Genomic DNA, 24335 nt, shown 5'->3' with positions numbered 1-24335 from the left:
AATTTATCGCCGCCAGCGTCTGAGCAGGCGGCTTCGCATCCCGGTATCAAAGCGCCAGATATGATCGAAAATGCGCATGATGCCGGGTTTGCCGTGTGCCGACATCGCCACGGCATGAAAGCGATGCTGATGTACCCGCTGCAGCTCTTTCACTTTACTCGTCACGTCGTCAGGCAACCGCTGAGCGATAAAATCAGAAATCACCACCGCATCGGCATCAAACCATTCCCTGCTTTGCAAGCGTTCCATAATGGCGCGAAAACAACTGGCAAGATCGGTGCCGCCACGAAACTGCTGGCTTAAAAAACGGATTGCTTGTTCGATGCCTTGTGGGCCTGAAAGCTCATAACGGACGATCTCGGTGGAAAATAGCATAATATAGCAGCGCCGGTTTTCTGCGAGAGCAATGCGCATCAAGGCCAGGCAGAACGCTTTCGCACACTGTTCATTAAAGCCGCCCATTGAGCCGGAAGTATCCACACAGACAATAAACGGCCCGCGCGGCTGTTCATCGTAATCTTTATGTACCACCGGACGTTCGATCACTTTTTCACGCCACGACTCACCGTGCAGGCGATAGGTGAGCAACTGTTTTTCCACCAGCCGACGGTAAAACTCATACTCCAGTTCCGTTATCCCTAGTGTCGCCAGTTCTGGCGGCAGGAGACGTAAAATATCATCGCTTTGTTGCAGACCATCAACCTGCTCAGGAACCGTCGCCGGTTCGCGCACCATGGTGCGGAAGGTTTCCATCTGCGCATCGTTGCGCGGTATTGATTTGGCTTCCCGAGAACGCCCCAGCTGCTCTGCCAGGCGTTTCAGTTCCGGCTGTTCGTTAAGAAATTCACCGTATTTCACAATCAACTGATAGTCGCCACGTTTAAGCTGACCGGCGCTCATATCCCACAGACGACCAGCTGCAGTATTGTTATCTGCGAGAATCGGTTCAAGTTGTCCGCTCAGCGTCATGCGTTCCTGAACTTCACTCAACAGTTGTTCGCGTTCTTCTTCTAATAGCTGTTGATTTAACGTCGTTGCTTGCACGATCAGACTTAAACGCCAACGCTGGAGAAAAAGCGTGTGTAACGCTGAAGTGATCGTGCTGTTAGCATCAACCAACTGTCGGGCTTGTTCTGCCCATGGAGAATTCAGACGATGCAGTAAGTCCAGGATCTGTGGTAGCTGCACAATAAACTGTGGCGTGGAGAGGAGCTGGCTTTGCTGATAGCACATCACCTCTTCGGTGAGTTCCGGCGGGACTCGGGCATCTTTCAGCCGACTGCGCAGCGCTTCACGCCAGCGGGGAACATCATCAGTGATTGCCGCCTTCAGGCGTGGGAATTTTTCAAAGAAGACCGCCAGCTGCGGTGAGGCCAGCAGTGCGATGATCATCTCTTCGATCAATCCCTCTTCGCTGACGGCCAGCATCACATTAAGCGTATCCAGCGTTAGCATTGTTGTGCCTGGCGAATCTGTGCACCGACATCCTGTAGGCTGGCTTCAATGCGACCTAACCAGTCGCCAGGGATAAACAGACATTTTTGCTGTTCGCTGAATAAAGCGTGTTGCTTGCGCCAGTCGCTTTCAAGCTCTTCCAGTTGTTGTTTTATTTCACCAGGCAGACCTTCAGCCGATGAACCGGGAAGTGCCAGCGTACTGCCTTGTAAACTTACATCGCGAACGACAAGATGTTGGGCGCTATCAACTTCCAGATTCAGTTTCTGGGCAAAGCCGATACCGTTCAGTTTACCGCGAATTTCACCACCTTTGCTCAGCCACTGTTCCAGCGCGCTACGCTCAAAGGAGATATGAACCACTTCCATATCATGCAGTTTTAACGGTTTTTGCAGCAGTAGAGTCAGAGTGGAAGCAGTAACGTTAACAGGAAGTTGATACTGCTGACGACGGCTGAAAATGCCGCCCAGACGAATTACCGTTAAGGCTGTTTTATCGCTTTGTTGCTGCTGGAGTTGCAGGTGACGTTGCACAATCGCGCCAAGGCGAGTCAACATCCCTTGCTGTTGCCAGGCGTGACCGGTCATCAATACATCAATTTGTTGTTGTATCAAATTCAGGCTTTGCGCGTCATACCACAGGCAATCTTTCAGCAAAATGAGATCTACCGGGGCAACAGCACTGCGACCGCTAAAAAAGGCGCTGGCCTGCAATAATCGGATCGCTTTTTTCCAGCGACGATCCGAGACATAAGGCGCATCCGGTAATTTATCCAGTTGCTGGCGCAGCATAAAAATCAGCTCAAATACATGATCGGGCAGCGTAATTTCACCAATCTCTTTCTGCCAGCGTTCATATTCTTCATCTGTGACCTGCAAGGCATCAGGAACCGGATTGTCGTTTTCATCCTGTTGACTGGTCAGCATGGAGCGGAAATTCGCTTTATCCTGCACTTTATCTAACCACAGACGAATCAGCATGCGGTCATATAACGCTTCCAGACTGCTGTCTGCTTCCGGCAGCTCGTTGGAGGCCGCCACCAGCAGACGCATCGGGATTTTTTCTACGTGTGCACCGTTGCGGAACTGGCGCTCGTTAATGGCGGTGAGCAAGGTATTAAGAATTGCCGGGCCCGCTTTCCAGATCTCATCCAGAAAGACAATTTCTGCTTCCGGCAGGTAACCGCTGGTTAAACGTTCATAGCGCCCTTCATCTTTTAGCGCCTGAATAGAAAGGGGACCAAAAACTTCTTCCGGCGTGGAGAAGCGGGTCATCAGATATTCAAACGCGCGGGCATTCTGAAAGGCGAATTTTAAGCGCCGGGCGATCAAACTTTTGGCAATACCTGGCGGGCCAAGGAGGAACACACTTTCACCACTTAATGCCGCTAATAAACACAAGCGGATGGCGTGGCTACGTTCATAAAGCCCCTTTTCCAACGAACTGCTCAGGCGGGAAATTCTTTCCGCTAATAAATGAGGGTGAGCCATAATGAAGTGGCGTCCTTTCGTCAAAAGTTCTGCGTAAATTGCGAGTATAGACGTTTCTTGCTGGTGGCTAAAATAGTCTCAAAGGGGGGGTATTTTTCTTTGAGCCAGGTTAATGTGGCCGCATTTAGGAGTACGATTTTGCCGTTAATCGTGCATACTGTGCGCTTTTTTGTGGGCCAAGGGACTAAGCACACATTTCATATTTCAACGAAAGACTAGTCTATGAGCACTGATAATAAGCAATCATTGCCCGCGATTACCCTCGCGGCGATTGGAGTTGTCTACGGCGATATTGGTACCAGCCCGTTATATACACTTCGTGAATGTTTGTCCGGCCAGTTTGGTTTTGGCGTTGAACGCGATGCCGTGTTTGGCTTTTTATCGCTGATCTTCTGGCTGCTAATCTTTGTGGTTTCCATTAAATATCTCACCTTCGTGATGCGGGCAGATAACGCCGGTGAGGGGGGGATCCTGACGTTGATGTCGCTTGCCGGGCGTAATACGTCGGCGCGAACCACATCAATGCTGGTGATTATGGGGCTAATCGGCGGCAGCTTTTTCTATGGTGAAGTCGTCATAACACCCGCTATTTCGGTGATGTCAGCCATTGAAGGTCTGGAAATCGTCGCCCCGCAGCTGGATACCTGGATAGTTCCCCTCTCAATTATCGTTCTCACTTTATTATTTATGATTCAAAAACATGGCACGGCTATGGTCGGTAAGCTGTTTGCGCCGATCATGCTGACCTGGTTTTTGATTCTGGCAGGACTGGGGTTACGTAGCATTATTGCTAACCCGGAAGTGCTGCATGCGCTGAATCCAATGTGGGCGGTGCATTTCTTCCTTGAATACAAAACGGTTTCTTTTATTGCATTAGGGGCAGTGGTGTTGTCGATTACGGGGGTCGAGGCGCTGTATGCTGATATGGGGCACTTTGGTAAGTTCCCTATTCGCCTGGCGTGGTTCACCGTCGTATTACCTTCCTTGACCCTTAATTACTTCGGTCAGGGAGCGCTGTTGTTAAAGAACCCGGAAGCGATTAAGAACCCGTTCTTCCTGTTGGCACCGGACTGGGCGCTGATCCCGCTGCTGATCATCGCCGCACTGGCGACGGTAATTGCCTCGCAGGCGGTTATCTCTGGCGTCTTCTCATTGACGCGTCAGGCGGTACGTCTGGGATATTTGTCGCCGATGCGCATTATTCACACCTCCGAAATGGAGTCAGGGCAAATCTATATTCCGTTTGTGAACTGGATGCTCTATGTCGCGGTCGTGATTGTGATTGTCAGCTTTGAGCACTCCAGCAACCTGGCGGCGGCGTACGGGATTGCGGTGACCGGAACCATGGTGCTGACGTCTATTCTCTCGACTACCGTGGCACGTCAGAACTGGCACTGGAATAAGTATTTTGTTGCGCTGATCCTGATTGCTTTCCTTTGTGTCGATATTCCATTGTTCACCGCTAACCTCGATAAACTGCTCTCCGGCGGCTGGTTGCCATTGAGCCTCGGTACTGTGATGTTTATCGTGATGACCACCTGGAAGAGCGAGCGTTTCCGCTTGCTGCGGCGGATGCATGAACATGGTAACTCTCTGGAAGCGATGATTGCTTCGCTGGAGAAATCACCGCCTGTTCGCGTGCCCGGGACCGCGGTGTATATGTCGCGTGCAATCAACGTCATTCCCTTTGCGCTGATGCATAACCTTAAACATAACAAGGTATTGTATGAGCGGGTGATTCTGTTAACTCTGCGCACCGAAGACGCTCCATATGTCCATAACGTCCGTCGGGTACAGATTGAACAACTGTCGCCCACTTTCTGGCGCGTGGTGGCAAGTTATGGTTGGCGAGAAACGCCAAACGTAGAAGAAGTTTTCCACCGCTGCGGTCTGGAAGGATTAAGTTGCCGGATGATGGAAACCTCCTTCTTTATGTCGCATGAGTCGTTGATCCTCGGCAAACGCCCGTGGTATTTGCGTCTGCGCGGCAAGCTGTACTTGCTGCTGCAACGTAATGCGCTGCGTGCACCAGATCAATTTGAAATCCCGCCAAACAGGGTTATCGAACTGGGTACTCAGGTCGAAATCTAACGCCAGACGCCTCCTTTCTTCATAAGGGGGCGTTTTTGTTTTCATGGTTAATCACCATGTAAAACGTTTCGAGGTTGATCACATTTCCGTAACGTCACGATGGTTTTCCCAACTCAGTCAGGATTAAACTGTGGGTCAGCGAAACGTTTCGCTGATGGAGAAAAAAATGAAAAAAGGCACCGTTCTTAATTCTGATATTTCATCGGTGATCTCCCGTCTGGGACATACCGATACGCTGGTGGTGTGTGATGCTGGTTTACCCATCCCCAAAAGTACAACGCGTATCGATATGGCATTAACCCAGGGTGTACCTTCTTTTATGCAGGTGCTGGGCGTCGTCACAAATGAAATGCAGGTCGAGGCGGCCATTATCGCGGAAGAGATCAAACACCATAATCCGCAACTCCACGAAACGTTGCTCACTCACCTTGAGCAGCTGCAAAAACACCAGGGAAATACCATTGAAATTCGTTACACCACGCATGAACAATTCAAACAACAAACCGCAGAAAGTCAGGCGGTAATTCGCAGCGGAGAATGTTCTCCGTATGCGAATATCATTCTCTGTGCTGGCGTGACGTTCTGAGGCCGTCATGGAAGCATTACTTCAGCTTAAAGGCATCGATAAAGCCTTCCCGGGCGTAAAAGCCCTCTCGGGCGCAGCGTTAAATGTCTATCCGGGCCGCGTGATGGCGCTGGTGGGCGAAAACGGCGCGGGTAAATCCACCATGATGAAAGTGCTTACTGGCATCTATACTCGCGATGCCGGTACGCTTTTATGGCTGGGGAAAGAAACGACATTTACCGGGCCAAAATCTTCCCAGGAAGCCGGGATTGGGATTATCCATCAGGAACTGAACCTGATCCCGCAGTTGACCATTGCCGAAAACATTTTCCTCGGTCGTGAGTTTGTTAATCGCTTTGGCAAAATTGACTGGAAAACCATGTATGCCGAAGCGGATAAATTGCTGGCTAAACTTAACCTGCGCTTTAAAAGCGACAAGCTGGTGGGCGATCTTTCCATCGGTGACCAGCAAATGGTTGAAATCGCCAAAGTGCTGAGCTTTGAGTCGAAAGTCATCATTATGGATGAACCGACCGATGCGCTGACCGATACCGAAACCGAATCCCTGTTCCGCGTCATCCGCGAGCTGAAATCGCAAGGCCGCGGTATTGTCTATATCTCCCACCGCATGAAAGAAATCTTCGAGATTTGCGATGACGTTACCGTTTTTCGTGATGGGCAATTTATTGCTGAGCGCGAAGTGGCATCACTGACCGAAGATTCGCTGATTGAGATGATGGTGGGTCGCAAGCTGGAAGATCAATATCCGCACCTGGACAAAGCGCCGGGAGATATCCGCCTGAAAGTCGATAATCTCTGCGGACCTGGCGTTAACGATGTCTCTTTTACTTTACGCAAAGGCGAAATTCTTGGCGTCTCTGGTTTGATGGGCGCAGGTCGTACCGAACTGATGAAAGTGCTCTACGGCGCACTACCGCGCACCAGCGGTTACGTCACCCTGGATGGGCATGAAGTCGTTACCCGTTCACCGCAGGATGGCCTGGCAAACGGCATTGTGTATATCTCCGAAGACCGTAAACGTGACGGTTTAGTGTTGGGCATGTCAGTAAAAGAGAACATGTCGCTGACAGCGCTGCGCTACTTCAGCCGCGCTGGCGGCAGTTTGAAGCATGCCGATGAACAGCAGGCTGTGAGTGATTTCATTCGTCTGTTTAATGTGAAAACTCCGTCGATGGAACAGGCAATTGGTCTGCTTTCCGGTGGCAATCAGCAAAAAGTGGCGATTGCCCGCGGTCTGATGACACGCCCCAAAGTGTTGATCCTTGATGAACCTACCCGTGGCGTAGATGTCGGCGCGAAAAAAGAGATCTATCAACTGATTAACCAGTTCAAAGCCGATGGCTTGAGCATCATTCTGGTGTCATCGGAGATGCCAGAAGTATTAGGCATGAGCGATCGCATCATCGTCATGCATGAAGGGCATCTCAGCGGGGAATTTACTCGTGAGCAGGCCACCCAGGAAGTGTTAATGGCTGCCGCTGTGGGCAAGCTTAATCGCGTGAATCAGGAGTAAAAAAATGACAACCCAGACTGTCTCTGGTCGCCGTTATTTCACGAAAGCGTGGCTGATGGAGCAGAAATCGCTTATCGCTCTGCTGGTGCTGATCGCGATTGTCTCGACGTTAAGCCCGAACTTTTTCACCATCAATAACTTATTCAATATTCTCCAGCAAACCTCAGTGAACGCCATTATGGCGGTCGGGATGACGCTGGTGATCCTGACGTCGGGCATCGACTTATCGGTAGGTTCTCTGTTGGCGCTGACCGGCGCAGTTGCTGCATCTATCGTCGGCATTGAAGTCAATGCGCTGGTGGCTGTCGCTGCTGCTCTCGCGTTAGGTGCCGCAATTGGTGCGGTAACCGGGGTGATTGTAGCGAAAGGTCGCGTCCAGGCGTTTATCGCTACGCTGGTTATGATGCTTTTACTGCGCGGCGTGACCATGGTTTATACCAACGGTAGCCCAGTGAATACCGGCTTTACTGAGAACGCCGATCTGTTTGGCTGGTTTGGTATTGGTCGTCCGCTGGGCGTACCGACGCCAGTCTGGATCATGGGGATTGTCTTCCTCGCGGCCTGGTACATGCTGCATCACACGCGTCTGGGGCGTTACATCTACGCGCTGGGCGGCAACGAAGCGGCAACGCGTCTTTCTGGTATCAACGTCAATAAAATCAAAATCATCGTCTATTCTCTTTGTGGTCTGCTGGCATCGCTGGCCGGGATCATTGAAGTGGCGCGTCTCTCCTCCGCACAACCCACGGCGGGGACTGGCTATGAGCTGGATGCTATTGCTGCGGTGGTTCTGGGCGGTACGAGTCTGGCGGGCGGAAAAGGTCGCATTGTTGGGACGTTGATCGGCGCATTAATTCTTGGCTTCCTTAATAATGGATTGAATTTGTTAGGTGTTTCCTCCTATTACCAGATGATCGTCAAAGCGGTGGTGATTTTGCTGGCGGTGCTGGTAGACAACAAAAAGCAGTAATAACGACTACAGGACATCTTGAATATGAACATGAAAAAACTGGCTACCCTGGTTTCCGCTGTTGCGCTAAGCGCCACCGTCAGTGCGAATGCGATGGCAAAAGACACCATCGCGCTGGTGGTCTCCACGCTTAACAACCCGTTCTTTGTATCGCTGAAAGATGGCGCGCAGAAAGAGGCGGATAAACTTGGCTATAACCTGGTGGTGCTGGACTCCCAGAACAACCCGGCGAAAGAGCTGGCGAACGTGCAGGACTTAACCGTTCGCGGCACAAAAATTCTGCTGATTAACCCGACCGACTCCGACGCAGTGGGTAATGCTGTGAAGATGGCTAACCAGGCGAACATCCCGGTTATCACTCTTGACCGCCAGGCAACGAAAGGTGAAGTGGTGAGCCACATTGCTTCTGATAACGTACTGGGCGGCAAAATCGCTGGTGATTACATCGCGAAGAAAGCGGGTGAAGGTGCCAAAGTTATCGAGCTGCAAGGCATTGCTGGTACATCCGCAGCCCGTGAACGTGGCGAAGGCTTCCAGCAGGCCGTTGCTGCTCACAAGTTTAATGTTCTTGCCAGCCAGCCAGCAGATTTTGATCGCATTAAAGGTTTGAACGTAATGCAGAACCTGTTGACCGCTCATCCGGATGTTCAGGCTGTATTCGCGCAGAATGATGAAATGGCGCTGGGCGCGCTGCGCGCACTGCAAACTGCCGGTAAATCGGATGTGATGGTCGTCGGATTTGACGGTACACCGGATGGCGAAAAAGCGGTGAATGATGGCAAACTAGCAGCGACTATCGCTCAGCTACCCGATCAGATTGGCGCGAAAGGCGTCGAAACCGCAGATAAAGTGCTGAAAGGCGAGAAAGTTCAGGCTAAGTATCCGGTTGATCTGAAACTGGTTGTTAAGCAGTAGTTTTAATCAGGTTGTATGACCTGATGGTGACATAAATACGTCATCGACAGATGAACGTGTAATATAAAGAAAAGCAGGGCACGCGCCACCCTAACACGGTGGCGCATTTTATGGACATCCCGAATATGCAAAACGCAGGCAGCCTCGTTGTTCTTGGCAGCATTAATGCTGACCACATTCTTAATCTTCAATCTTTTCCTACTCCAGGCGAAACCGTAACCGGTAACCACTATCAGGTTGCATTTGGCGGCAAAGGCGCGAATCAGGCTGTGGCTGCTGGGCGTAGCGGTGCGAATATCGCGTTTATTGCCTGTACGGGTGATGACAGCATTGGTGAGAGCGTTCGCCAGCAGCTTGCCACTGATAACATTGATATTACTCCGGTCAGCGTGATCAAAGGCGAATCAACAGGTGTGGCGCTGATTTTTGTTAATGGCGAAGGTGAGAATGTCATCGGTATTCATGCCGGCGCTAATGCTGCCCTTTCCCCGGCGCTGGTGGAAGCGCAACGTGAGCGTATTGCCAACGCGTCAGCATTATTAATGCAGCTGGAATCACCACTCGAAAGTGTGATGGCAGCGGCGAAAATCGCCCATCAAAATAAGACTATCGTTGCGCTTAACCCGGCTCCGGCTCGCGAACTTCCTGACGAACTGCTGGCGCTGGTGGACATTATTACGCCAAACGAAACGGAAGCAGAAAAGCTCACCGGTATTCGTGTTGAAAATGATGAAGATGCAGCGAAGGCGGCGCAGGTACTGCATGAAAAAGGTATCCGTACTGTACTGATTACTTTAGGAAGTCGTGGTGTATGGGCTAGCGTGAATGGTGAAGGTCAGCGCGTTCCTGGATTCCGGGTGCAGGCTGTCGATACCATTGCTGCCGGAGATACCTTTAACGGTGCGTTAATCACGGCATTGCTGGAAGAAAAACCATTGCCAGAGGCGATTCGTTTTGCCCATGCTGCCGCTGCGATTGCCGTAACACGTAAAGGCGCACAACCTTCCGTACCGTGGCGTGAAGAGATCGACGCATTTTTAGACAGGCAGAGGTGACGCTTGGCTACAATGAAAGATGTTGCCCGCCTGGCGGGCGTTTCTACCTCAACAGTTTCTCACGTTATCAATAAAGATCGCTTCGTCAGTGAAGCGATTACCGCCAAAGTTGAAGCGGCGATTAAAGAACTCAATTACGCGCCATCAGCTCTGGCGCGTAGCCTCAAACTCAATCAAACACATACCATTGGCATGTTGATCACTGCCAGTACCAATCCTTTCTATTCAGAACTGGTGCGTGGCGTTGAACGCAGCTGCTTCGAACGCGGTTATAGTCTCGTCCTTTGCAATACCGAAGGCGATGAACAGCGGATGAATCGCAATCTGGAAACGCTGATGCAAAAACGCGTTGATGGCTTGCTGTTACTGTGCACCGAAACGCATCAACCTTCGCGTGAAATCATGCAACGTTATCCGACAGTGCCTACTGTGATGATGGACTGGGCTCCGTTCGATGGCGACAGCGATCTTATTCAGGATAACTCGTTGCTGGGCGGAGACTTAGCAACGCAATATCTGATCGATAAAGGTCATACCCGTATCGCCTGTATTACCGGCCCGCTGGATAAAACTCCGGCGCGCCTGCGGTTGGAAGGTTATCGGGCGGCGATGAAACGTGCGGGTCTCAACATTCCTGATGGCTATGAAGTCACTGGTGATTTTGAATTTAACGGCGGGTTTGACGCTATGCGCCAACTGCTATCACATCCGCTGCGTCCTCAGGCCGTCTTTACCGGAAATGACGCTATGGCTGTTGGCGTTTACCAGGCGTTATATCAGGCAGAGTTACAGGTTCCGCAGGATATCGCGGTGATTGGCTATGACGATATCGAACTGGCAAGCTTTATGACGCCACCATTAACCACTATCCACCAACCGAAAGATGAACTGGGGGAGCTGGCGATTGATGTACTCATCCATCGGATAACCCAGCCGACCCTTCAGCAACAACGATTACAACTTACTCCGATTCTGATGGAACGCGGTTCGGCTTAGATTTACGCTGTCTTTTGATCAAATTATTACCATCGGTTGTTTTCAGAAGCATGAACATTGCTGCTGAAGCAACAGTAATAATGCCCATTGTGATAAACGTATAGTGGAATTGTTCGACAGTCGTTGTGCCTTCCATTCCTTCATAAACGCGAAGGACGGCCGCACTTACAGCAACGCCTAAACTAATCGACAGTTGCTGCGTGACCGCCAGAACACTGTTACCGCTGCTGGCATTGTCATCGGTCAGATCGGCAAGTGTGATGGTATTCATCGCGGTAAACTGCGTCGACATAGTCATCCCTAATATAAACAACGGCAAGATCAGCATCCATATAGCCATTGCTGGTGATTGCAAAGAGAACTGAGCGATCATTAGCCCAATAATCACCGTGATCCCCACTAACGTATGGCGATAGCCCAGACGACGTAAGACTTGGGTAACCATCGATTTTGCAATAATGGAACCTAACGCTGTCGGTGCCATCATACAGCCAGCAATAAACGCCTGATAACCAAATCCTACCTGTAACATCAATGGCATAAGGAACGGTACACAGCCGGTCCCCAGACGGGTTGCAATATTGCCTACGATACCGATCGAGAAAGTGCGGGTTTTAAATAAATCTAATGAAATTAATGGGTTTGGCGTGCGTCGTGCATGGAGAATATAGAGAAGCAGTAACCCGATGCTGGTGACAATTACCGTCAAGGCAATCCAGCTGGCGACAATCTTTTCCCCGAATAGCTCTATTCCGCTTGAGAAGAGAACAAGGCTGAGGCCAAACAGCAAAAAGCCAGTGATATCGAATCTGCGTCGTGCGGTGGTGAAATTGGGCATATGTTTGCGCGCGTAAAGAAGGCCCGCAATACCTATGGGGATATTGATTAAAAATATCCAGTGCCAGGTTGCCCAGGTGACCAGCACGCCGCCAAGAACGGGGCCTAAAATTGGCCCCACCAGACCCGGCATGGCGACAAAATTCAATACTGGAAGAAGTTCATTACGAGGATAAGCGCGCAGTAAGGCCAGCCGAGCAACAGGCATCATCATTGCGCCGCCTATCCCCTGAATAACCCGGAAGACAACCAGCTGTGGTAGCGAATTAGAAAGTGCGCAGGCCAGAGAACCCAATGTGAACAGACTCACGGCAAGGGTAAAAATGCGACGCGTACCGAAGCGATCGGCTAGCCATCCGCTTACCGGAATAAGCATCGCCACCGTCAGCGTATAACTGATGATGGCTGATTGCATCGCGAGAGGAGAACGATTAAGGCTATGAGCGATTGCGGGTAAGGCGGTATTAAGAATAGTGGCATCAAGTGCCTGCATGAAGAAGGCCATCGCCGCGATCCACGGCAAACCCGCCATACTGCGCTTCTTTTTATCGCTCATTCAATGTCCTGTTATCGGGTTATCACTTATCAGGTGAGCGTAGCAGCGCCTGACAAGCTTTAAATGCCGCGTCGCCATCGCTTTGGATAATCGCATCGACAATCGCCTGATGCAGATCCAGCTTTATCACTGTGTCGCTGGTAATTGACGTGAAGTAAGTGTGATAAACCGAATGGAATAGCGAGGCGAATGAGGTCAAAAACGGATTGGCGCTCATTTCATAGATATGCTCATGCCAGGCCATATCGACTTCGATCCAGCGTTCACGGCGAAAGTTCTCTTTTAATGCCGCCATTTCGGCCATTAACGTATTGAGATGCGCTTTCTGTTCCGCGGTGCCAACCGTTGCTGCCAGTAGGCAGGCTTGCGGCTCCAGACAGATACGCATAACCAGAAAGTGATCGATGACCTGATGAAAGTTCTCTTCTGTCATCCACCAGGTAAGCAATTCCTGATCAAGAAAATTCCAGTTCGATTGTGGCATGACCCGAGTACCAATTCGCGGTCGCGGTAAAACCATCCCTTTTGCCGTTAACGTTTTGACCGCTTCGCGTACCGCTGTACGACTCACTCCAAATTGCTCGCCCAGCTCAATCTCACCGGGCAAAATGGTGCCGGGTTCATATTCACCTTTTAAGATCCGTTGCGCCAGCTTCTCAGCCAGAACATACGAAAGGTTTTTCTGTGCAGCTAACTGTTGTGCGCTTAAAGGCATTACTTATCTTCCTTTTTCTTTTTATTCCTCCTTAGTATGCCACCAGGAAGTGTGATTACGGTTGCAAAAACGGCAAATTGCTTGTTTTATGGCACATTAACGGGGCTTTTGCTGAAAAAATGCGCGGTCAGAAAATTATTTTAAATTTCCTCTTGTCAGGCCGGAATAACTCCCTATAATGCGCCACCACTGACACGGAACAACGGCAAACACGCCGCCGGGTCAGCGGGGTTCTCCTGAGAACTCCGGCAGAGAAAGCAAAAATAAATGCTTGACTCTGTAGCGGGAAAGCGTATTATGCACACCCCGCGCCGCTGAGAAAAAGCAAAGCGGCACTGCTCTTTAACAATTTATCAGACAATCTGTGTGGGCACTCGAAGATACGGATTCTTAACGTCGCAAGACGAAAAATGAATACCAAGTCTCAAGAGTGAACACGTAATTCATTACGAAGTTTAATTCTTTGAGCATCAAACTTTTAAATTGAAGAGTTTGATCATGGCTCAGATTGAACGCTGGCGGCAGGCCTAACACATGCAAGTCGAACGGTAACAGGAAACAGCTTGCTGTTTCGCTGACGAGTGGCGGACGGGTGAGTAATGTCTGGGAAACTGCCTGATGGAGGGGGATAACTACTGGAAACGGTAGCTAATACCGCATAACGTCGCAAGACCAAAGAGGGGGACCTTCGGGCCTCTTGCCATCAGATGTGCCCAGATGGGATTAGCTAGTAGGTGGGGTAACGGCTCACCTAGGCGACGATCCCTAGCTGGTCTGAGAGGATGACCAGCCACACTGGAACTGAGACACGGTCCAGACTCCTACGGGAGGCAGCAGTGGGGAATATTGCACAATGGGCGCAAGCCTGATGCAGCCATGCCGCGTGTATGAAGAAGGCCTTCGGGTTGTAAAGTACTTTCAGCGGGGAGGAAGGGAGTAAAGTTAATACCTTTGCTCATTGACGTTACCCGCAGAAGAAGCACCGGCTAACTCCGTGCCAGCAGCCGCGGTAATACGGAGGGTGCAAGCGTTAATCGGAATTACTGGGCGTAAAGCGCACGCAGGCGGTTTGTTAAGTCAGATGTGAAATCCCCGGGCTCAACCTGGGAACTGCATCTGATACTGGCAAGCTTGAGTCTCGTAGAGGGGGGTAGAATTCCAGGTGTAGCGGTGAAATGCGTAGAGATCTGGAGGAATACCGGTGGCGAAGGCGGCCCCCTGGACGAAGACTGACGCTCAGGTGCGAAAGCGTGGGGAGCAAACAGGATTAGATACCCTGGTAGTCCACGCCGTAAACGATGTCGACTTGGAGGTTGTGCCCTTGAGGCGTGGCTTCCGGAGCTAACGCGTTAAGTCGACCGCCTGGGGAGTACGGCCGCAAGGTTAAAACTCAAATGAATTGACGGGGGCCCGCACAAGCGGTGGAGCATGTGGTTTAATTCGATGCAACGCGAAGAACCTTACCTGGTCTTGACATCCACGGAAGTTTTCAGAGATGAGAATGTGCCTTCGGGAACCGTGAGACAGGTGCTGCATGGCTGTCGTCAGCTCGTGTTGTGAAATGTTGGGTTAAGTCCCGCAACGAGCGCAACCCTTATCCTTTGTTGCCAGCGGTCCGGCCGGGAACTCAAAGGAGACTGCCAGTGATAAACTGGAGGAAGGTGGGGATGACGTCAAGTCATCATGGCCCTTACGACCAGGGCTACACACGTGCTACAATGGCGCATACAAAGAGAAGCGACCTCGCGAGAGCAAGCGGACCTCATAAAGTGCGTCGTAGTCCGGATTGGAGTCTGCAACTCGACTCCATGAAGTCGGAATCGCTAGTAATCGTGGATCAGAATGCCACGGTGAATACGTTCCCGGGCCTTGTACACACCGCCCGTCACACCATGGGAGTGGGTTGCAAAAGAAGTAGGTAGCTTAACCTTCGGGAGGGCGCTTACCACTTTGTGATTCATGACTGGGGTGAAGTCGTAACAAGGTAACCGTAGGGGAACCTGCGGTTGGATCACCTCCTTACCTTAAAGAAGCGTTCTTTGCAGTGCTCACACAGATTGTCTGATAGAAAGTGAAAAGCAAGGCGTCTTGCGAAGCAGACTGATACGTCCCCTTCGTCTAGAGGCCCAGGACACCGCCCTTTCACGGCGGTAACAGGGGTTCGAATCCCCTAGGGGACGCCACTTGCTGGTTTGTGAGTGAAAGTCACCTGCCTTAATATCTCAAAACTCATCTTCGGGTGATGTTTGAGATATTTGCTCTTTAAAAATCTGGATCAAGCTGAAAATTGAAACACTGAACAACGAAAGTTGTTCGTGAGTCTCTCAAATTTTCGCAACACGATGATGAATCGAAAGAAACATCTTCGGGTTGTGAGGTTAAGCGACTAAGCGTACACGGTGGATGCCCTGGCAGTCAGAGGCGATGAAGGACGTGCTAATCTGCGATAAGCGTCGGTAAGGTGATATGAACCGTTATAACCGGCGATTTCCGAATGGGGAAACCCAGTGTGTTTCGACACACTATCATTAACTGAATCCATAGGTTAATGAGGCGAACCGGGGGAACTGAAACATCTAAGTACCCCGAGGAAAAGAAATCAACCGAGATTCCCCCAGTAGCGGCGAGCGAACGGGGAGCAGCCCAGAGCCTGAATCAGTGTGTGTGTTAGTGGAAGCGTCTGGAAAGGCGCGCGATACAGGGTGACAGCCCCGTACACAAAAATGCACATGCTGTGAGCTCGATGAGTAGGGCGGGACACGTGGTATCCTGTCTGAATATGGGGGGACCATCCTCCAAGGCTAAATACTCCTGACTGACCGATAGTGAACCAGTACCGTGAGGGAAAGGCGAAAAGAACCCCGGCGAGGGGAGTGAAAAAGAACCTGAAACCGTGTACGTACAAGCAGTGGGAGCACGCTTAGGCGTGTGACTGCGTACCTTTTGTATAATGGGTCAGCGACTTATATTCTGTAGCAAGGTTAACCGAATAGGGGAGCCGAAGGGAAACCGAGTCTTAACTGGGCGTTAAGTTGCAGGGTATAGACCCGAAACCCGGTGATCTAGCCATGGGCAGGTTGAAGGTTGGGTAACACTAACTGGAGGACCGAACCGACTAATGTTGAAAAATTAGCGGATGACTTGTGGCTGGGGGTGAAAGGCCAATCAAACCGGGAGATAGCTGGTTCTCCCCGAAAGCTATTTAGGTAGCGCCTCGTGAATTCATCTCCGGGGGTAGAGCACTGTTTCGGCAAGGGGGTCATCCCGACTTACCAACCCGATGCAAACTGCGAATACCGGAGAATGTTATCACGGGAGACACACGGCGGGTGCTAACGTCCGTCGTGAAGAGGGAAACAACCCAGACCGCCAGCTAAGGTCCCAAAGTCATGGTTAAGTGGGAAACGATGTGGGAAGGCCCAGACAGCCAGGATGTTGGCTTAGAAGCAGCCATCATTTAAAGAAAGCGTAATAGCTCACTGGTCGAGTCGGCCTGCGCGGAAGATGTAACGGGGCTAAACCATGCACCGAAGCTGCGGCAGCGACGCTTATGCGTTGTTGGGTAGGGGAGCGTTCTGTAAGCCTGCGAAGGTGTGCTGTGAGGCATGCTGGAGGTATCAGAAGTGCGAATGCTGACATAAGTAACGATAAAGCGGGTGAAAAGCCCGCTCGCCGGAAGACCAAGGGTTCCTGTCCAACGTTAATCGGGGCAGGGTGAGTCGACCCCTAAGGCGAGGCCGAAAGGCGTAGTCGATGGGAAACAGGTTAATATTCCTGTACTTGGTGTTACTGCGAAGGGGGGACGGAGAAGGCTATGTTGGCCGGGCGACGGTTGTCCCGGTTTAAGCGTGTAGGCTGGTTTTCCAGGCAAATCCGGAAAATCAAGGCTGAGGCGTGATGACGAGGCACTACGGTGCTGAAGCAACAAATGCCCTGCTTCCAGGAAAAGCCTCTAAGCATCAGGTAACATCAAATCGTACCCCAAACCGACACAGGTGGTCAGGTAGAGAATACCAAGGCGCTTGAGAGAACTCGGGTGAAGGAACTAGGCAAAATGGTGCCGTAACTTCGGGAGAAGGCACGCTGATATGTAGGTGAGGTCCCTCGCGGATGGAGCTGAAATCAGTCGAAGATACCAGCTGGCTGCAACTGTTTATTAAAAACACAGCACTGTGCAAACACGAAAGTGGACGTATACGGTGTGACGCCTGCCCGGTGCCGGAAGGTTAATTGATGGGGTTAGCGCAAGCGAAGCTCTTGATCGAAGCCCCGGTAAACGGCGGCCGTAACTATAACGGTCCTAAGGTAGCGAAATTCCTTGTCGGGTAAGTTCCGACCTGCACGAATGGCGTAATGATGGCCAGGCTGTCTCCACCCGAGACTCAGTGAAATTGAACTCGCTGTGAAGATGCAGTGTACCCGCGGCAAGACGGAAAGACCCCGTGAACCTTTACTATAGCTTGACACTGAACATTGAGCCTTGATGTGTAGGATAGGTGGGAGGCTTTGAAGTGTGGACGCCAGTCTGCATGGAGCCGACCTTGAAATACCACCCTTTAATGTTTGATGTTCTAACGTTGACCCGTAATCCGGGTTGCGGACAGTGTCTGGTGGGTAGTTTGACTGGGGCGGTCTCCTCCTAAAGAGTAACGGAGGAGCACGAAGGTTGGCTAATCCTGGTCGGACATCAGGAGGTTAGTGCAATGGCATAAGCCAGCTTGACTGCGAGCGTGACGGCGCGAGCAGGTGCGAAAGCAGGTCATAGTGATCCGGTGGTTCTGAATGGAAGGGCCATCGCTCAACGGATAAAAGGTACTCCGGGGATAACAGGCTGATACCGCCCAAGAGTTCATATCGACGGCGGTGTTTGGCACCTCGATGTCGGCTCATCACATCCTGGGGCTGAAGTAGGTCCCAAGGGTATGGCTGTTCGCCATTTAAAGTGGTACGCGAGCTGGGTTTAGAACGTCGTGAGACAGTTCGGTCCCTATCTGCCGTGGGCGCTGGAGAACTGAGGGGGGCTGCTCCTAGTACGAGAGGACCGGAGTGGACGCATCACTGGTGTTCGGGTTGTCATGCCAATGGCACTGCCCGGTAGCTAAATGCGGAAGAGATAAGTGCTGAAAGCATCTAAGCACGAAACTTGCCCCGAGATGAGTTCTCCCTGACTCCTTGAGAGTCCTGAAGGAACGTTGAAGACGACGACGTTGATAGGCCGGGTGTGTAAGCGCAGCGATGCGTTGAGCTAACCGGTACTAATGAACCGTGAGGCTTAACCTTACAACGCCGAAGATGTTTTGGCGGATGAGAGAAGATTTTCAGCCTGATACAGATTAAATCAGAACGCAGAAGCGGTCTGATGAAACAGAATTTGCCTGGCGGCCGTAGCGCGGTGGTCCCACCTGACCCCATGCCGAACTCAGAAGTGAAACGCCGTAGCGCCGATGGTAGTGTGGGGTCTCCCCATGCGAGAGTAGGGAACTGCCAGGCATCAAATTAAGCAGTAAGCCGGTCATAAAACCGGTGGTTGTAAAAGAATTCGGTGGAGCGGTAGTTCAGTCGGTTAGAATACCTGCCTGTCACGCAGGGGGTCGCGGGTTCGAGTCCCGTCCGTTCCGCCACCCTAATTAGGGGCGTAGTTCAATTGGTAGAGCACCGGTCTCCAAAACCGGGTGTTGGGAGTTCGAGTCTCTCCGCCCCTGCCAGAAATCATCCTTAGCGAAAGCTAAGGATTTTTTTTATCTGAAATAACCCTCTCCGAAGTAAATCCTTCTACCGGCATCCTTGCCAGCCATTCATATTAATACACTTCATCCAGCACGTTAATTTTCAAAAGATCGCGAATCAACGCATTTTTATCGCTATTTTGCAGCCATATGGCATAAAGCGGCCGTGAAAGTGTTGTGCTATCGACAACGGTATGCAGGCCGCCTTTTTTACGCGCCCAGCTGACGGGTAGCCAGGTGCAACCATTAAGCATCGCAATCTGTTGCTGTGCCAGTTCAGCAGAACTGGTTGTCAGAATGGGCACTTCGTCAGCACCGATCAAACCTGCCTCATGCTGTTGAAAATCTGGCCCCCACTCAAGTCGCAGATAATTAAGATCTCCCTTTAGTTTTGAAGGGGCACTGGTATAAAGCGCTAAAGTGAAATATCCCAGCAACTGACTACTAAATTCGTCCATTTTGGGCGCTTCAGTGGTAATAAGAAGATCAAGCTGGCGTTCATGCAGCTGTTTTACCAGAGACTGCCGTTGGGCAATTCGCGCTTCGAACTGTAAGCCTGTATGGGCATCCTGATTTTGATACAAGCGTCCCAGCCACTGATTAAGCATACATTCCCACAACGAGGCGCTGGCACCGATAGAAAACTCGTTATGTCGTGAGGTATGCGCCACCTCCTTACGGGCGGCCTGCCAGGTGCTCATGAGCGTTTCTGCATAAGGCAGTAGTTTTTCACCGGCAGCGGTTAAACGGATATTGTTTCTGTGGCGGGTGAAAAGGTTCACACCCAGTTGATTTTCCAGTTGTCTGATTCGAAAGCTCACTGCTGACTGGGTCAGATAGAGCGATTCAGCCGCTCGACCAAAGTGACGCGTTCGGCTAACTTCCAGGAAAGTTTTTAACAATTCCGTATCCACAGTGCTCTCCGCAAAATTATTTGTCGTTATGATTTAAATGTTTTGTTTTACACTCTGTCAAGCGTAACTAATACTCCGCGCCATAACTAGCTCGGTCAAAGAATTAGGAGCGTGCAGGATGGCGGAAAGCTTTACGACGACTAATCGATATTTCGACAATAAACATTATCCACGTGGATTCTCTCGTCATGGTGATTTCACCATCAAAGAGGCACAACTGCTTGAGCGTCATGGTTATGCCTTCAATGAGTTGGATCTTGGCAAACGCGAGCCGGTTACCGAGGAAGAGAAACTCTTCGTAGCAGTATGCCGTGGCGAACGTGAGCCAGTGACAGAAGCAGAACGCGTGTGGTCCAAGTATATGACGCGTATTAAGCGTCCAAAACGTTTTCACACCCTTTCCGGCGGTAAACCGCAGGTTGAAGGTGCTGAAGACTACACCGATTCTGACGATTAATAAAAAGGGCGAAATGCCCTTTTTTTATGTCAGTAGTTTCTGCAGATGGATGAGCAAACGGTCAATCGCTCGATAGCTAACTGCCTCCTGCAAATGCTGACGTGTGATAATGTCAGACTGATCAATATCAGCAATGGTTCGTGCAACTTTCAATAACCGCTGCCAGGCACGAATCGATAACCCCAGATGGATCAGTGTTCCTTCCAACCACATCGCATCTTCGCTCTCAAGTTTGCAGAATTGGCGTATTTCCGGACTATCCAGCCAGGCATTCAGTTTATTCTGCCGCTTAAATTGGCGCTCTCTGGCGGCCATTACGCGTTGTTTAACGGTGGCGCTGCTTTCTCCCGGCACTACCGTTTTACTCAAAATGCCGGGGGGTGGTAATGGGATCTCCAGTGAGAGATCGAAGCGGTCGAGAAAGGGCCCCGAGAGCCGGTTGAGATAACGTAATGTCTGTTCTGGCGTGCAGCGGTTATGGTTTCCCTGATAATGTCCGGTAGGGCTGGGATTCATCGCCGCAACAAGCTGGAAACGGGCTGGATAGGTTATTTTTGCTCGTGTGCGTGAAAGATGGATCTGCCCGGATTCAATCGGCTCTCGCAAGGCATCCAGTGTACGCCGTTCAAATTCAGGTAGCTCATCAAGAAAAAGCACGCCGTTATGCGCCAGCGAAATTTCACCGGGCCCTGGAATTGCGCCACCGCCTACCATCGCAGTTAACGATGCACTGTGATGAGGTGAGCGGAACGGGCGCTGCCGCCATTGTTTTTGTACTGATTCAGCATTTACCAGACTTAATATCGCAGCACTCTCCAGTGCCTCTTCATTGCTTAAATCTGGCAACAGGCCATTAATACGGCTGGCGAGCATTGTTTTACCTGTTCCCGGCGGCCCAATCAGTAAAAGGTTGTGCCCGCCAGCAGCGGTAATTTCCAGTCCTCGCTTTCCTTGTTCCTGACCGATAACATCACTGAGATCATGTTGTAGCGCCCGGGATACTGCATCAGTTGGTTTCGGGCGTTCGAGAGCGTGCTTACCTTCCAGAAACGCACAGACAGCTTGCAGATGATCGGCTATCAGGCATCCTTCACCGTTAATTAGCCCCACTTCATCTTCGTTATCTTTCGCGACGATAATTTTTCTGCCCGACTTAATAGCTTCAGTTGCACTGGAGATTGCGCCGGGAACGCCACGCAGAGCGCCTGTAAGCGCCAGTTCTCCGACTAATTCATATTCATCTAACTTATTGGCTGTAAGCTGTTCTGAGGCCGCCAGCAACGCAATGGCGATAGGTAAATCATATCGTCCCCCTTCTTTTGGCAGATCAGCTGGAGCCAGGTTGATGGTGATTTTTTTCGCCGGATATTCATATCCGCTATTGATAATGGCGCTGCGCACGCGATCGCGAGCTTCTTTTACCGTTGTTTCTGGTAAGCCCACCATCGTTAAGCCGGGTAGACCTTTACTGATATGTACCTCAACAGTGATCGGGGGCGCATTTACTCCCAGGGCTGCGCGGGTATGAACAATTGACAGTGACATAAGCCCTCCTTGAGTCACCATTATGTGCATAAGATATCGCTGCTGTAGCCCGCTAATTCGTGAATTTTAGTGGCTGATTCCTGTTTATTTGTGCAAGTGAAGTTGAGTTGTTCTGGCGGTGGAATGATGCTCGCAAAAATGCAGCGGACAAAGGATGAACTACGAGGAAGGGAACAACATTCATACTGAAATTGAATTTTTTTCACTCACTATTTTATTTTTAAAAAACAACAATTTATATTGAAATTATTAAACGCATCATAAAAATCGGCCAAAAAATATCTTGTACTATTTACAAAACCTATGGTAACTCTTTAGGCATTCCTTCGAACAAGATGCAAGAAAAGACAAAATGACAGCCCTTCTACGAGTGATTAGCCTGGTCGTGATTAGCGTGGTGGTGATTATTATCCCACCGTGCGGGGCTGCACTTGGACGAGGAAAGGCTTAGAGATCAAGCCTTAACGAACTAAGACCCCCGCACCGAAAGGTCCGGGGGTTTTTTTTGACCTTAAAAACATAACCGAGGAGCAGACAATGAATAACAGCACAAAATTCTGTTTCTCAAGATTCAGGACGGGGAACTAACTATGAATGGCGCACAGTGGGTGGTACATGCGTTGCGGGCACAGGGTGTGAACACCGTTTTCGGTTATCCGGGTGGCGCAATTATGCCGGTTTACGATGCATTGTATGACGGCGGCGTGGAGCACTTGCTATGCCGACATGAGCAGGGTGCGGCAATGGCGGCTATCGGTTATGCTCGTGCTACCGGCAAAACTGGCGTATGTATCGCCACGTCTGGTCCGGGCGCAACCAACCTGATAACCGGGCTTGCGGACGCACTGTTAGATTCCATCCCTGTTGTTGCCATCACCGGTCAAGTGTCCGCACCGTTTATCGGCACTGACGCATTTCAGGAAGTGGATGTCCTGGGATTGTCGTTAGCCTGTACCAAGCACAGCTTTCTGGTGCAGTCGCTGGAAGAGTTGCCGCGCATCATGGCTGAAGCATTCGACGTTGCCTGCTCAGGTCGTCCTGGTCCGGTTCTGGTCGATATCCCAAAAGATATCCAGTTAGCCAGCGGTGACCTGGAACCGTGGTTCACCACCGTTGAAAACGAAGTGACTTTCCCACATGCCGAAGTTGAGCAAGCGCGCCAGATGCTGGCAAAAGCGCAAAAACCGATGCTGTACGTTGGCGGTGGCGTGGGTATGGCGCAGGCAGTTCCGGCTTTGCGTGAATTTCTCGCTGCCACAAAAATGCCTGCCACCTGTACGCTGAAAGGGCTGGGCGCAGTAGAAGCAGATTATCCGTACTATCTGGGCATGCTGGGGATGCACGGCACCAAAGCGGCAAACTTCGCGGTGCAGGAGTGTGACCTGCTGATCGCCGTGGGCGCACGTTTTGATGACCGGGTGACCGGCAAACTGAACACCTTCGCGCCACACGCCAGTGTTATCCATATGGATATCGACCCGGCAGAAATGAACAAGCTGCGTCAGGCACATGTGGCATTACAAGGTGATTTAAATGCTCTGTTACCAGCATTACAGCAGCCGTTAAATCAATGACTGGCAGCAACACTGCGCGCAGCTGCGTGATGAACATTCCTGGCGTTACGACCATCCCGGTGACGCTATCTACGCGCCGTTGTTGTTAAAACAACTGTCGGATCGTAAACCTGCGGATTGCGTCGTGACCACAGATGTGGGGCAGCACCAGATGTGGGCTGCGCAGCACATCGCCCACACTCGCCCGGAAAATTTCATCACCTCCAGCGGTTTAGGTACCATGGGTTTTGGTTTACCGGCGGCGGTTGGCGCACAAGTCGCGCGACCGAACGATACCGTTGTCTGTATCTCCGGTGACGGCTCTTTCATGATGAATGTGCAAGAGCTGGGCACCGTAAAACGCAAGCAGTTACCGTTGAAAATCGTCTTACTCGATAACCAACGGTTAGGGATGGTTCGACAATGGCAGCAACTGTTTTTTCAGGAACGATACAGCGAAACCACCCTTACTGATAACCCCGATTTCCTCATGTTAGCCAGCGCCTTCGGCATCCATGGCCAACACATCACCCGGAAAGACCAGGTTGAAGCGGCACTCGACACCATGCTGAACAGTGATGGGCCATACCTGCTTCATGTCTCAATCGACGAACTTGAGAACGTCTGGCCGCTGGTGCCGCCTGGCGCCAGTAATTCAGAAATGTTGGAGAAATTATCATGATGCAACATCAGGTCAATGTATCGGCTCGCTTCAATCCAGAAACCTTAGAACGTGTTTTACGCGTGGTGCGTCATCGTGGTTTCCACGTCTGCTCAATGAATATGGCCGCCGCCAGCGATGCACAAAATATAAATATCGAATTGACCGTTGCCAGCCCACGGTCGGTCGACTTACTGTTTAGTCAGTTAAATAAACTGGTGGACGTCGCACACGTTGCCATCTGCCAGAGCACAACCACATCACAACAAATCCGCGCCTGAGCGCAAAAGGAATATAAAA

The 24335-nt window shown here is 50.9% G+C and carries 17 protein-coding genes, 3 tRNA genes, 3 rRNA genes and 1 pseudogene; 18 read left to right on the top strand and 6 right to left on the bottom strand.

The window, feature by feature from the left end; genetic code table 11:
- Positions 1-3: 3 nt before the first annotated feature.
- Complete coding sequence (viaA, locus tag KXD89_RS22030) at positions 4-1455, bottom strand: ATPase RavA stimulator ViaA (protein WP_000956642.1); 1452 nt, start codon at positions 1453-1455, stop codon at positions 4-6.
- Entirely contained in the window at positions 1449-2945 is a 1497-nt protein-coding gene (ravA, locus tag KXD89_RS22025) for an ATPase RavA (protein WP_001299914.1), read from the bottom strand. Before ravA ends, viaA begins: the two co-directional genes overlap by 7 nt.
- 222 nt (positions 2946-3167) lie before the next feature.
- Between ravA and kup the strand changes: the two genes are divergently transcribed.
- The 7 genes from kup (at position 3168) to rbsR (ending at position 11071) form a co-directional block, all read left to right on the top strand.
- Entirely contained in the window at positions 3168-5036 is a 1869-nt protein-coding gene (gene kup, locus KXD89_RS22020; protein ID WP_072647306.1) for a low affinity potassium transporter Kup, read from the top strand.
- Between the two features lie 166 nt (positions 5037-5202).
- Positions 5203-5622 carry a D-ribose pyranase gene (rbsD, locus tag KXD89_RS22015; RefSeq protein WP_001301979.1) on the top strand — a complete coding sequence of 140 codons (420 nt, stop codon included), beginning with the start codon at positions 5203-5205 and terminating at the stop codon, positions 5620-5622.
- A gap of 7 nt (positions 5623-5629) precedes the next feature.
- The gene (rbsA, locus tag KXD89_RS22010; protein ID WP_000387770.1) at positions 5630-7135 is read left to right on the top strand and encodes a ribose ABC transporter ATP-binding protein RbsA; all 1506 of its coding nucleotides are present in this window, start codon (positions 5630-5632) and stop codon (positions 7133-7135) included.
- 4 nt (positions 7136-7139) lie between these two features.
- Positions 7140-8105 (top strand): ribose ABC transporter permease, encoded by a 966-nt coding sequence (gene rbsC, locus KXD89_RS22005; protein WP_000211858.1) that lies wholly within the window; start codon positions 7140-7142, stop codon positions 8103-8105.
- A gap of 24 nt (positions 8106-8129) precedes the next feature.
- Positions 8130-9020, top strand: a complete 891-nt coding sequence (gene rbsB / locus KXD89_RS22000; RefSeq protein ID WP_001056271.1) for a ribose ABC transporter substrate-binding protein RbsB — start codon at positions 8130-8132, stop codon at positions 9018-9020.
- A gap of 125 nt (positions 9021-9145) precedes the next feature.
- A complete protein-coding gene (rbsK, locus tag KXD89_RS21995; RefSeq protein WP_001300603.1) occupies positions 9146-10075 on the top strand; it encodes a ribokinase in 930 nt (309 codons plus the stop codon).
- 3 nt (positions 10076-10078) lie between these two features.
- Positions 10079-11071, top strand: coding sequence for a ribose operon transcriptional repressor RbsR (gene rbsR, locus KXD89_RS21990; protein ID WP_000224470.1), 993 nt, complete (start codon positions 10079-10081; stop codon positions 11069-11071).
- On the opposite strand, the gene mdtD is transcribed toward rbsR, so the two are convergent.
- Complete coding sequence (gene mdtD / locus KXD89_RS21985; protein ID WP_072647307.1) at positions 11037-12464, bottom strand: multidrug transporter subunit MdtD; 1428 nt, start codon at positions 12462-12464, stop codon at positions 11037-11039. The two genes, rbsR and mdtD, sit on opposite strands and share 35 nt — an antisense overlap.
- 22 nt (positions 12465-12486) lie before the next feature.
- Entirely contained in the window at positions 12487-13179 is a 693-nt protein-coding gene (locus KXD89_RS21980; protein WP_001131164.1) for a FadR/GntR family transcriptional regulator, read from the bottom strand.
- Positions 13180-13659: 480 nt separating this feature from the next.
- Between KXD89_RS21980 and KXD89_RS21975 the strand changes: the two genes are divergently transcribed.
- From KXD89_RS21975 to KXD89_RS21950, 6 genes are all read left to right on the top strand, one after another.
- Positions 13660-15201, top strand: a 16S ribosomal RNA gene (locus KXD89_RS21975).
- Between the two features lie 85 nt (positions 15202-15286).
- A tRNA-Glu gene (locus KXD89_RS21970) sits at positions 15287-15362 on the top strand.
- A gap of 193 nt (positions 15363-15555) precedes the next feature.
- Positions 15556-18459, top strand: a 23S ribosomal RNA gene (locus KXD89_RS21965).
- A 94-nt stretch (positions 18460-18553) separates the two neighbouring features.
- A 5S ribosomal RNA gene (rrf, locus tag KXD89_RS21960) occupies positions 18554-18669 on the top strand.
- Together the 16S, 23S and 5S rRNA genes with 3 tRNA genes alongside form the textbook arrangement of a ribosomal RNA operon.
- 54 nt (positions 18670-18723) lie before the next feature.
- A tRNA-Asp gene (locus tag KXD89_RS21955) sits at positions 18724-18800 on the top strand.
- A gap of 8 nt (positions 18801-18808) precedes the next feature.
- Positions 18809-18884: transfer RNA gene (locus KXD89_RS21950), tRNA-Trp, on the top strand.
- A gap of 95 nt (positions 18885-18979) precedes the next feature.
- Here the strand turns inward: KXD89_RS21950 and hdfR are convergent.
- Complete coding sequence (gene hdfR / locus KXD89_RS21945; protein WP_000379245.1) at positions 18980-19819, bottom strand: HTH-type transcriptional regulator HdfR; 840 nt, start codon at positions 19817-19819, stop codon at positions 18980-18982.
- 118 nt (positions 19820-19937) lie between these two features.
- On the opposite strand from hdfR, the gene maoP reads away from it, so the two are divergent.
- Positions 19938-20276 carry a macrodomain Ori organization protein MaoP gene (gene maoP / locus KXD89_RS21940; RefSeq protein ID WP_000841001.1) on the top strand — a complete coding sequence of 113 codons (339 nt, stop codon included), beginning with the start codon at positions 19938-19940 and terminating at the stop codon, positions 20274-20276.
- 24 nt (positions 20277-20300) lie between these two features.
- Here maoP and KXD89_RS21935 read toward each other — a convergent pair whose 3' ends face one another.
- Positions 20301-21821: a YifB family Mg chelatase-like AAA ATPase gene (locus KXD89_RS21935; protein WP_000058964.1), complete on the bottom strand. Its 1521-nt coding sequence runs from the start codon at positions 21819-21821 to the stop codon at positions 20301-20303.
- A gap of 352 nt (positions 21822-22173) precedes the next feature.
- Here KXD89_RS21935 and ilvL point away from each other — a divergent pair, with 352 nt between their 5' ends.
- The 4 genes and pseudogenes from ilvL to ilvM all read left to right on the top strand — a co-directional run bounded on the left by ilvL (position 22174) and on the right by ilvM (position 24316).
- Positions 22174-22272 (top strand): ilv operon leader peptide, encoded by a 99-nt coding sequence (gene ilvL, locus KXD89_RS21930; protein WP_001311244.1) that lies wholly within the window; start codon positions 22174-22176, stop codon positions 22270-22272.
- An 86-nt stretch (positions 22273-22358) separates the two neighbouring features.
- The gene (gene ilvX / locus KXD89_RS21925; protein ID WP_001387183.1) at positions 22359-22409 is read left to right on the top strand and encodes a peptide IlvX; all 51 of its coding nucleotides are present in this window, start codon (positions 22359-22361) and stop codon (positions 22407-22409) included.
- A 2-nt stretch (positions 22410-22411) separates the two neighbouring features.
- Positions 22412-24056: pseudogene (gene ilvG, locus KXD89_RS21920) on the top strand (acetolactate synthase 2 catalytic subunit).
- Positions 24053-24316: an acetolactate synthase 2 small subunit gene (gene ilvM / locus KXD89_RS21915; RefSeq protein ID WP_000983255.1), complete on the top strand. Its 264-nt coding sequence runs from the start codon at positions 24053-24055 to the stop codon at positions 24314-24316. Before ilvG ends, ilvM begins: the two are co-directional and overlap by 4 nt.
- The last annotated feature ends 19 nt before the right edge of the window (positions 24317-24335 follow it).

Source organism: Escherichia sp. TC-EC600-tetX4 (genome assembly GCF_019356055.1).
GTDB lineage: Bacteria > Pseudomonadota > Gammaproteobacteria > Enterobacterales > Enterobacteriaceae.
Note: the sequence above shows the minus strand (reverse complement) of the source record. Positions and strands in the feature narration are given on the sequence as shown.

Coding starts and splice junctions, on each gene's coding strand:
- viaA (WP_000956642.1), bottom strand. CDS start 1,455: ATGCTAACGCTGGATACGCTTAATGTGATGCTGGCCGTCAGCGAAGAG.
- ravA (WP_001299914.1), bottom strand. CDS start 2,945: ATGGCTCACCCTCATTTATTAGCGGAAAGAATTTCCCGCCTGAGCAGT.
- kup (WP_072647306.1), top strand. CDS start 3,168: ATGAGCACTGATAATAAGCAATCATTGCCCGCGATTACCCTCGCGGCG.
- rbsD (WP_001301979.1), top strand. CDS start 5,203: ATGAAAAAAGGCACCGTTCTTAATTCTGATATTTCATCGGTGATCTCC.
- rbsA (WP_000387770.1), top strand. CDS start 5,630: ATGGAAGCATTACTTCAGCTTAAAGGCATCGATAAAGCCTTCCCGGGC.
- rbsC (WP_000211858.1), top strand. CDS start 7,140: ATGACAACCCAGACTGTCTCTGGTCGCCGTTATTTCACGAAAGCGTGG.
- rbsB (WP_001056271.1), top strand. CDS start 8,130: ATGAACATGAAAAAACTGGCTACCCTGGTTTCCGCTGTTGCGCTAAGC.
- rbsK (WP_001300603.1), top strand. CDS start 9,146: ATGCAAAACGCAGGCAGCCTCGTTGTTCTTGGCAGCATTAATGCTGAC.
- mdtD (WP_072647307.1), bottom strand. CDS start 12,464: ATGAGCGATAAAAAGAAGCGCAGTATGGCGGGTTTGCCGTGGATCGCG.
- KXD89_RS21980 (WP_001131164.1), bottom strand. CDS start 13,179: ATGCCTTTAAGCGCACAACAGTTAGCTGCACAGAAAAACCTTTCGTAT.
- maoP (WP_000841001.1), top strand. CDS start 19,938: ATGGCGGAAAGCTTTACGACGACTAATCGATATTTCGACAATAAACAT.
- KXD89_RS21935 (WP_000058964.1), bottom strand. CDS start 21,821: ATGTCACTGTCAATTGTTCATACCCGCGCAGCCCTGGGAGTAAATGCG.
- ilvL (WP_001311244.1), top strand. CDS start 22,174: ATGACAGCCCTTCTACGAGTGATTAGCCTGGTCGTGATTAGCGTGGTG.
- ilvM (WP_000983255.1), top strand. CDS start 24,053: ATGATGCAACATCAGGTCAATGTATCGGCTCGCTTCAATCCAGAAACC.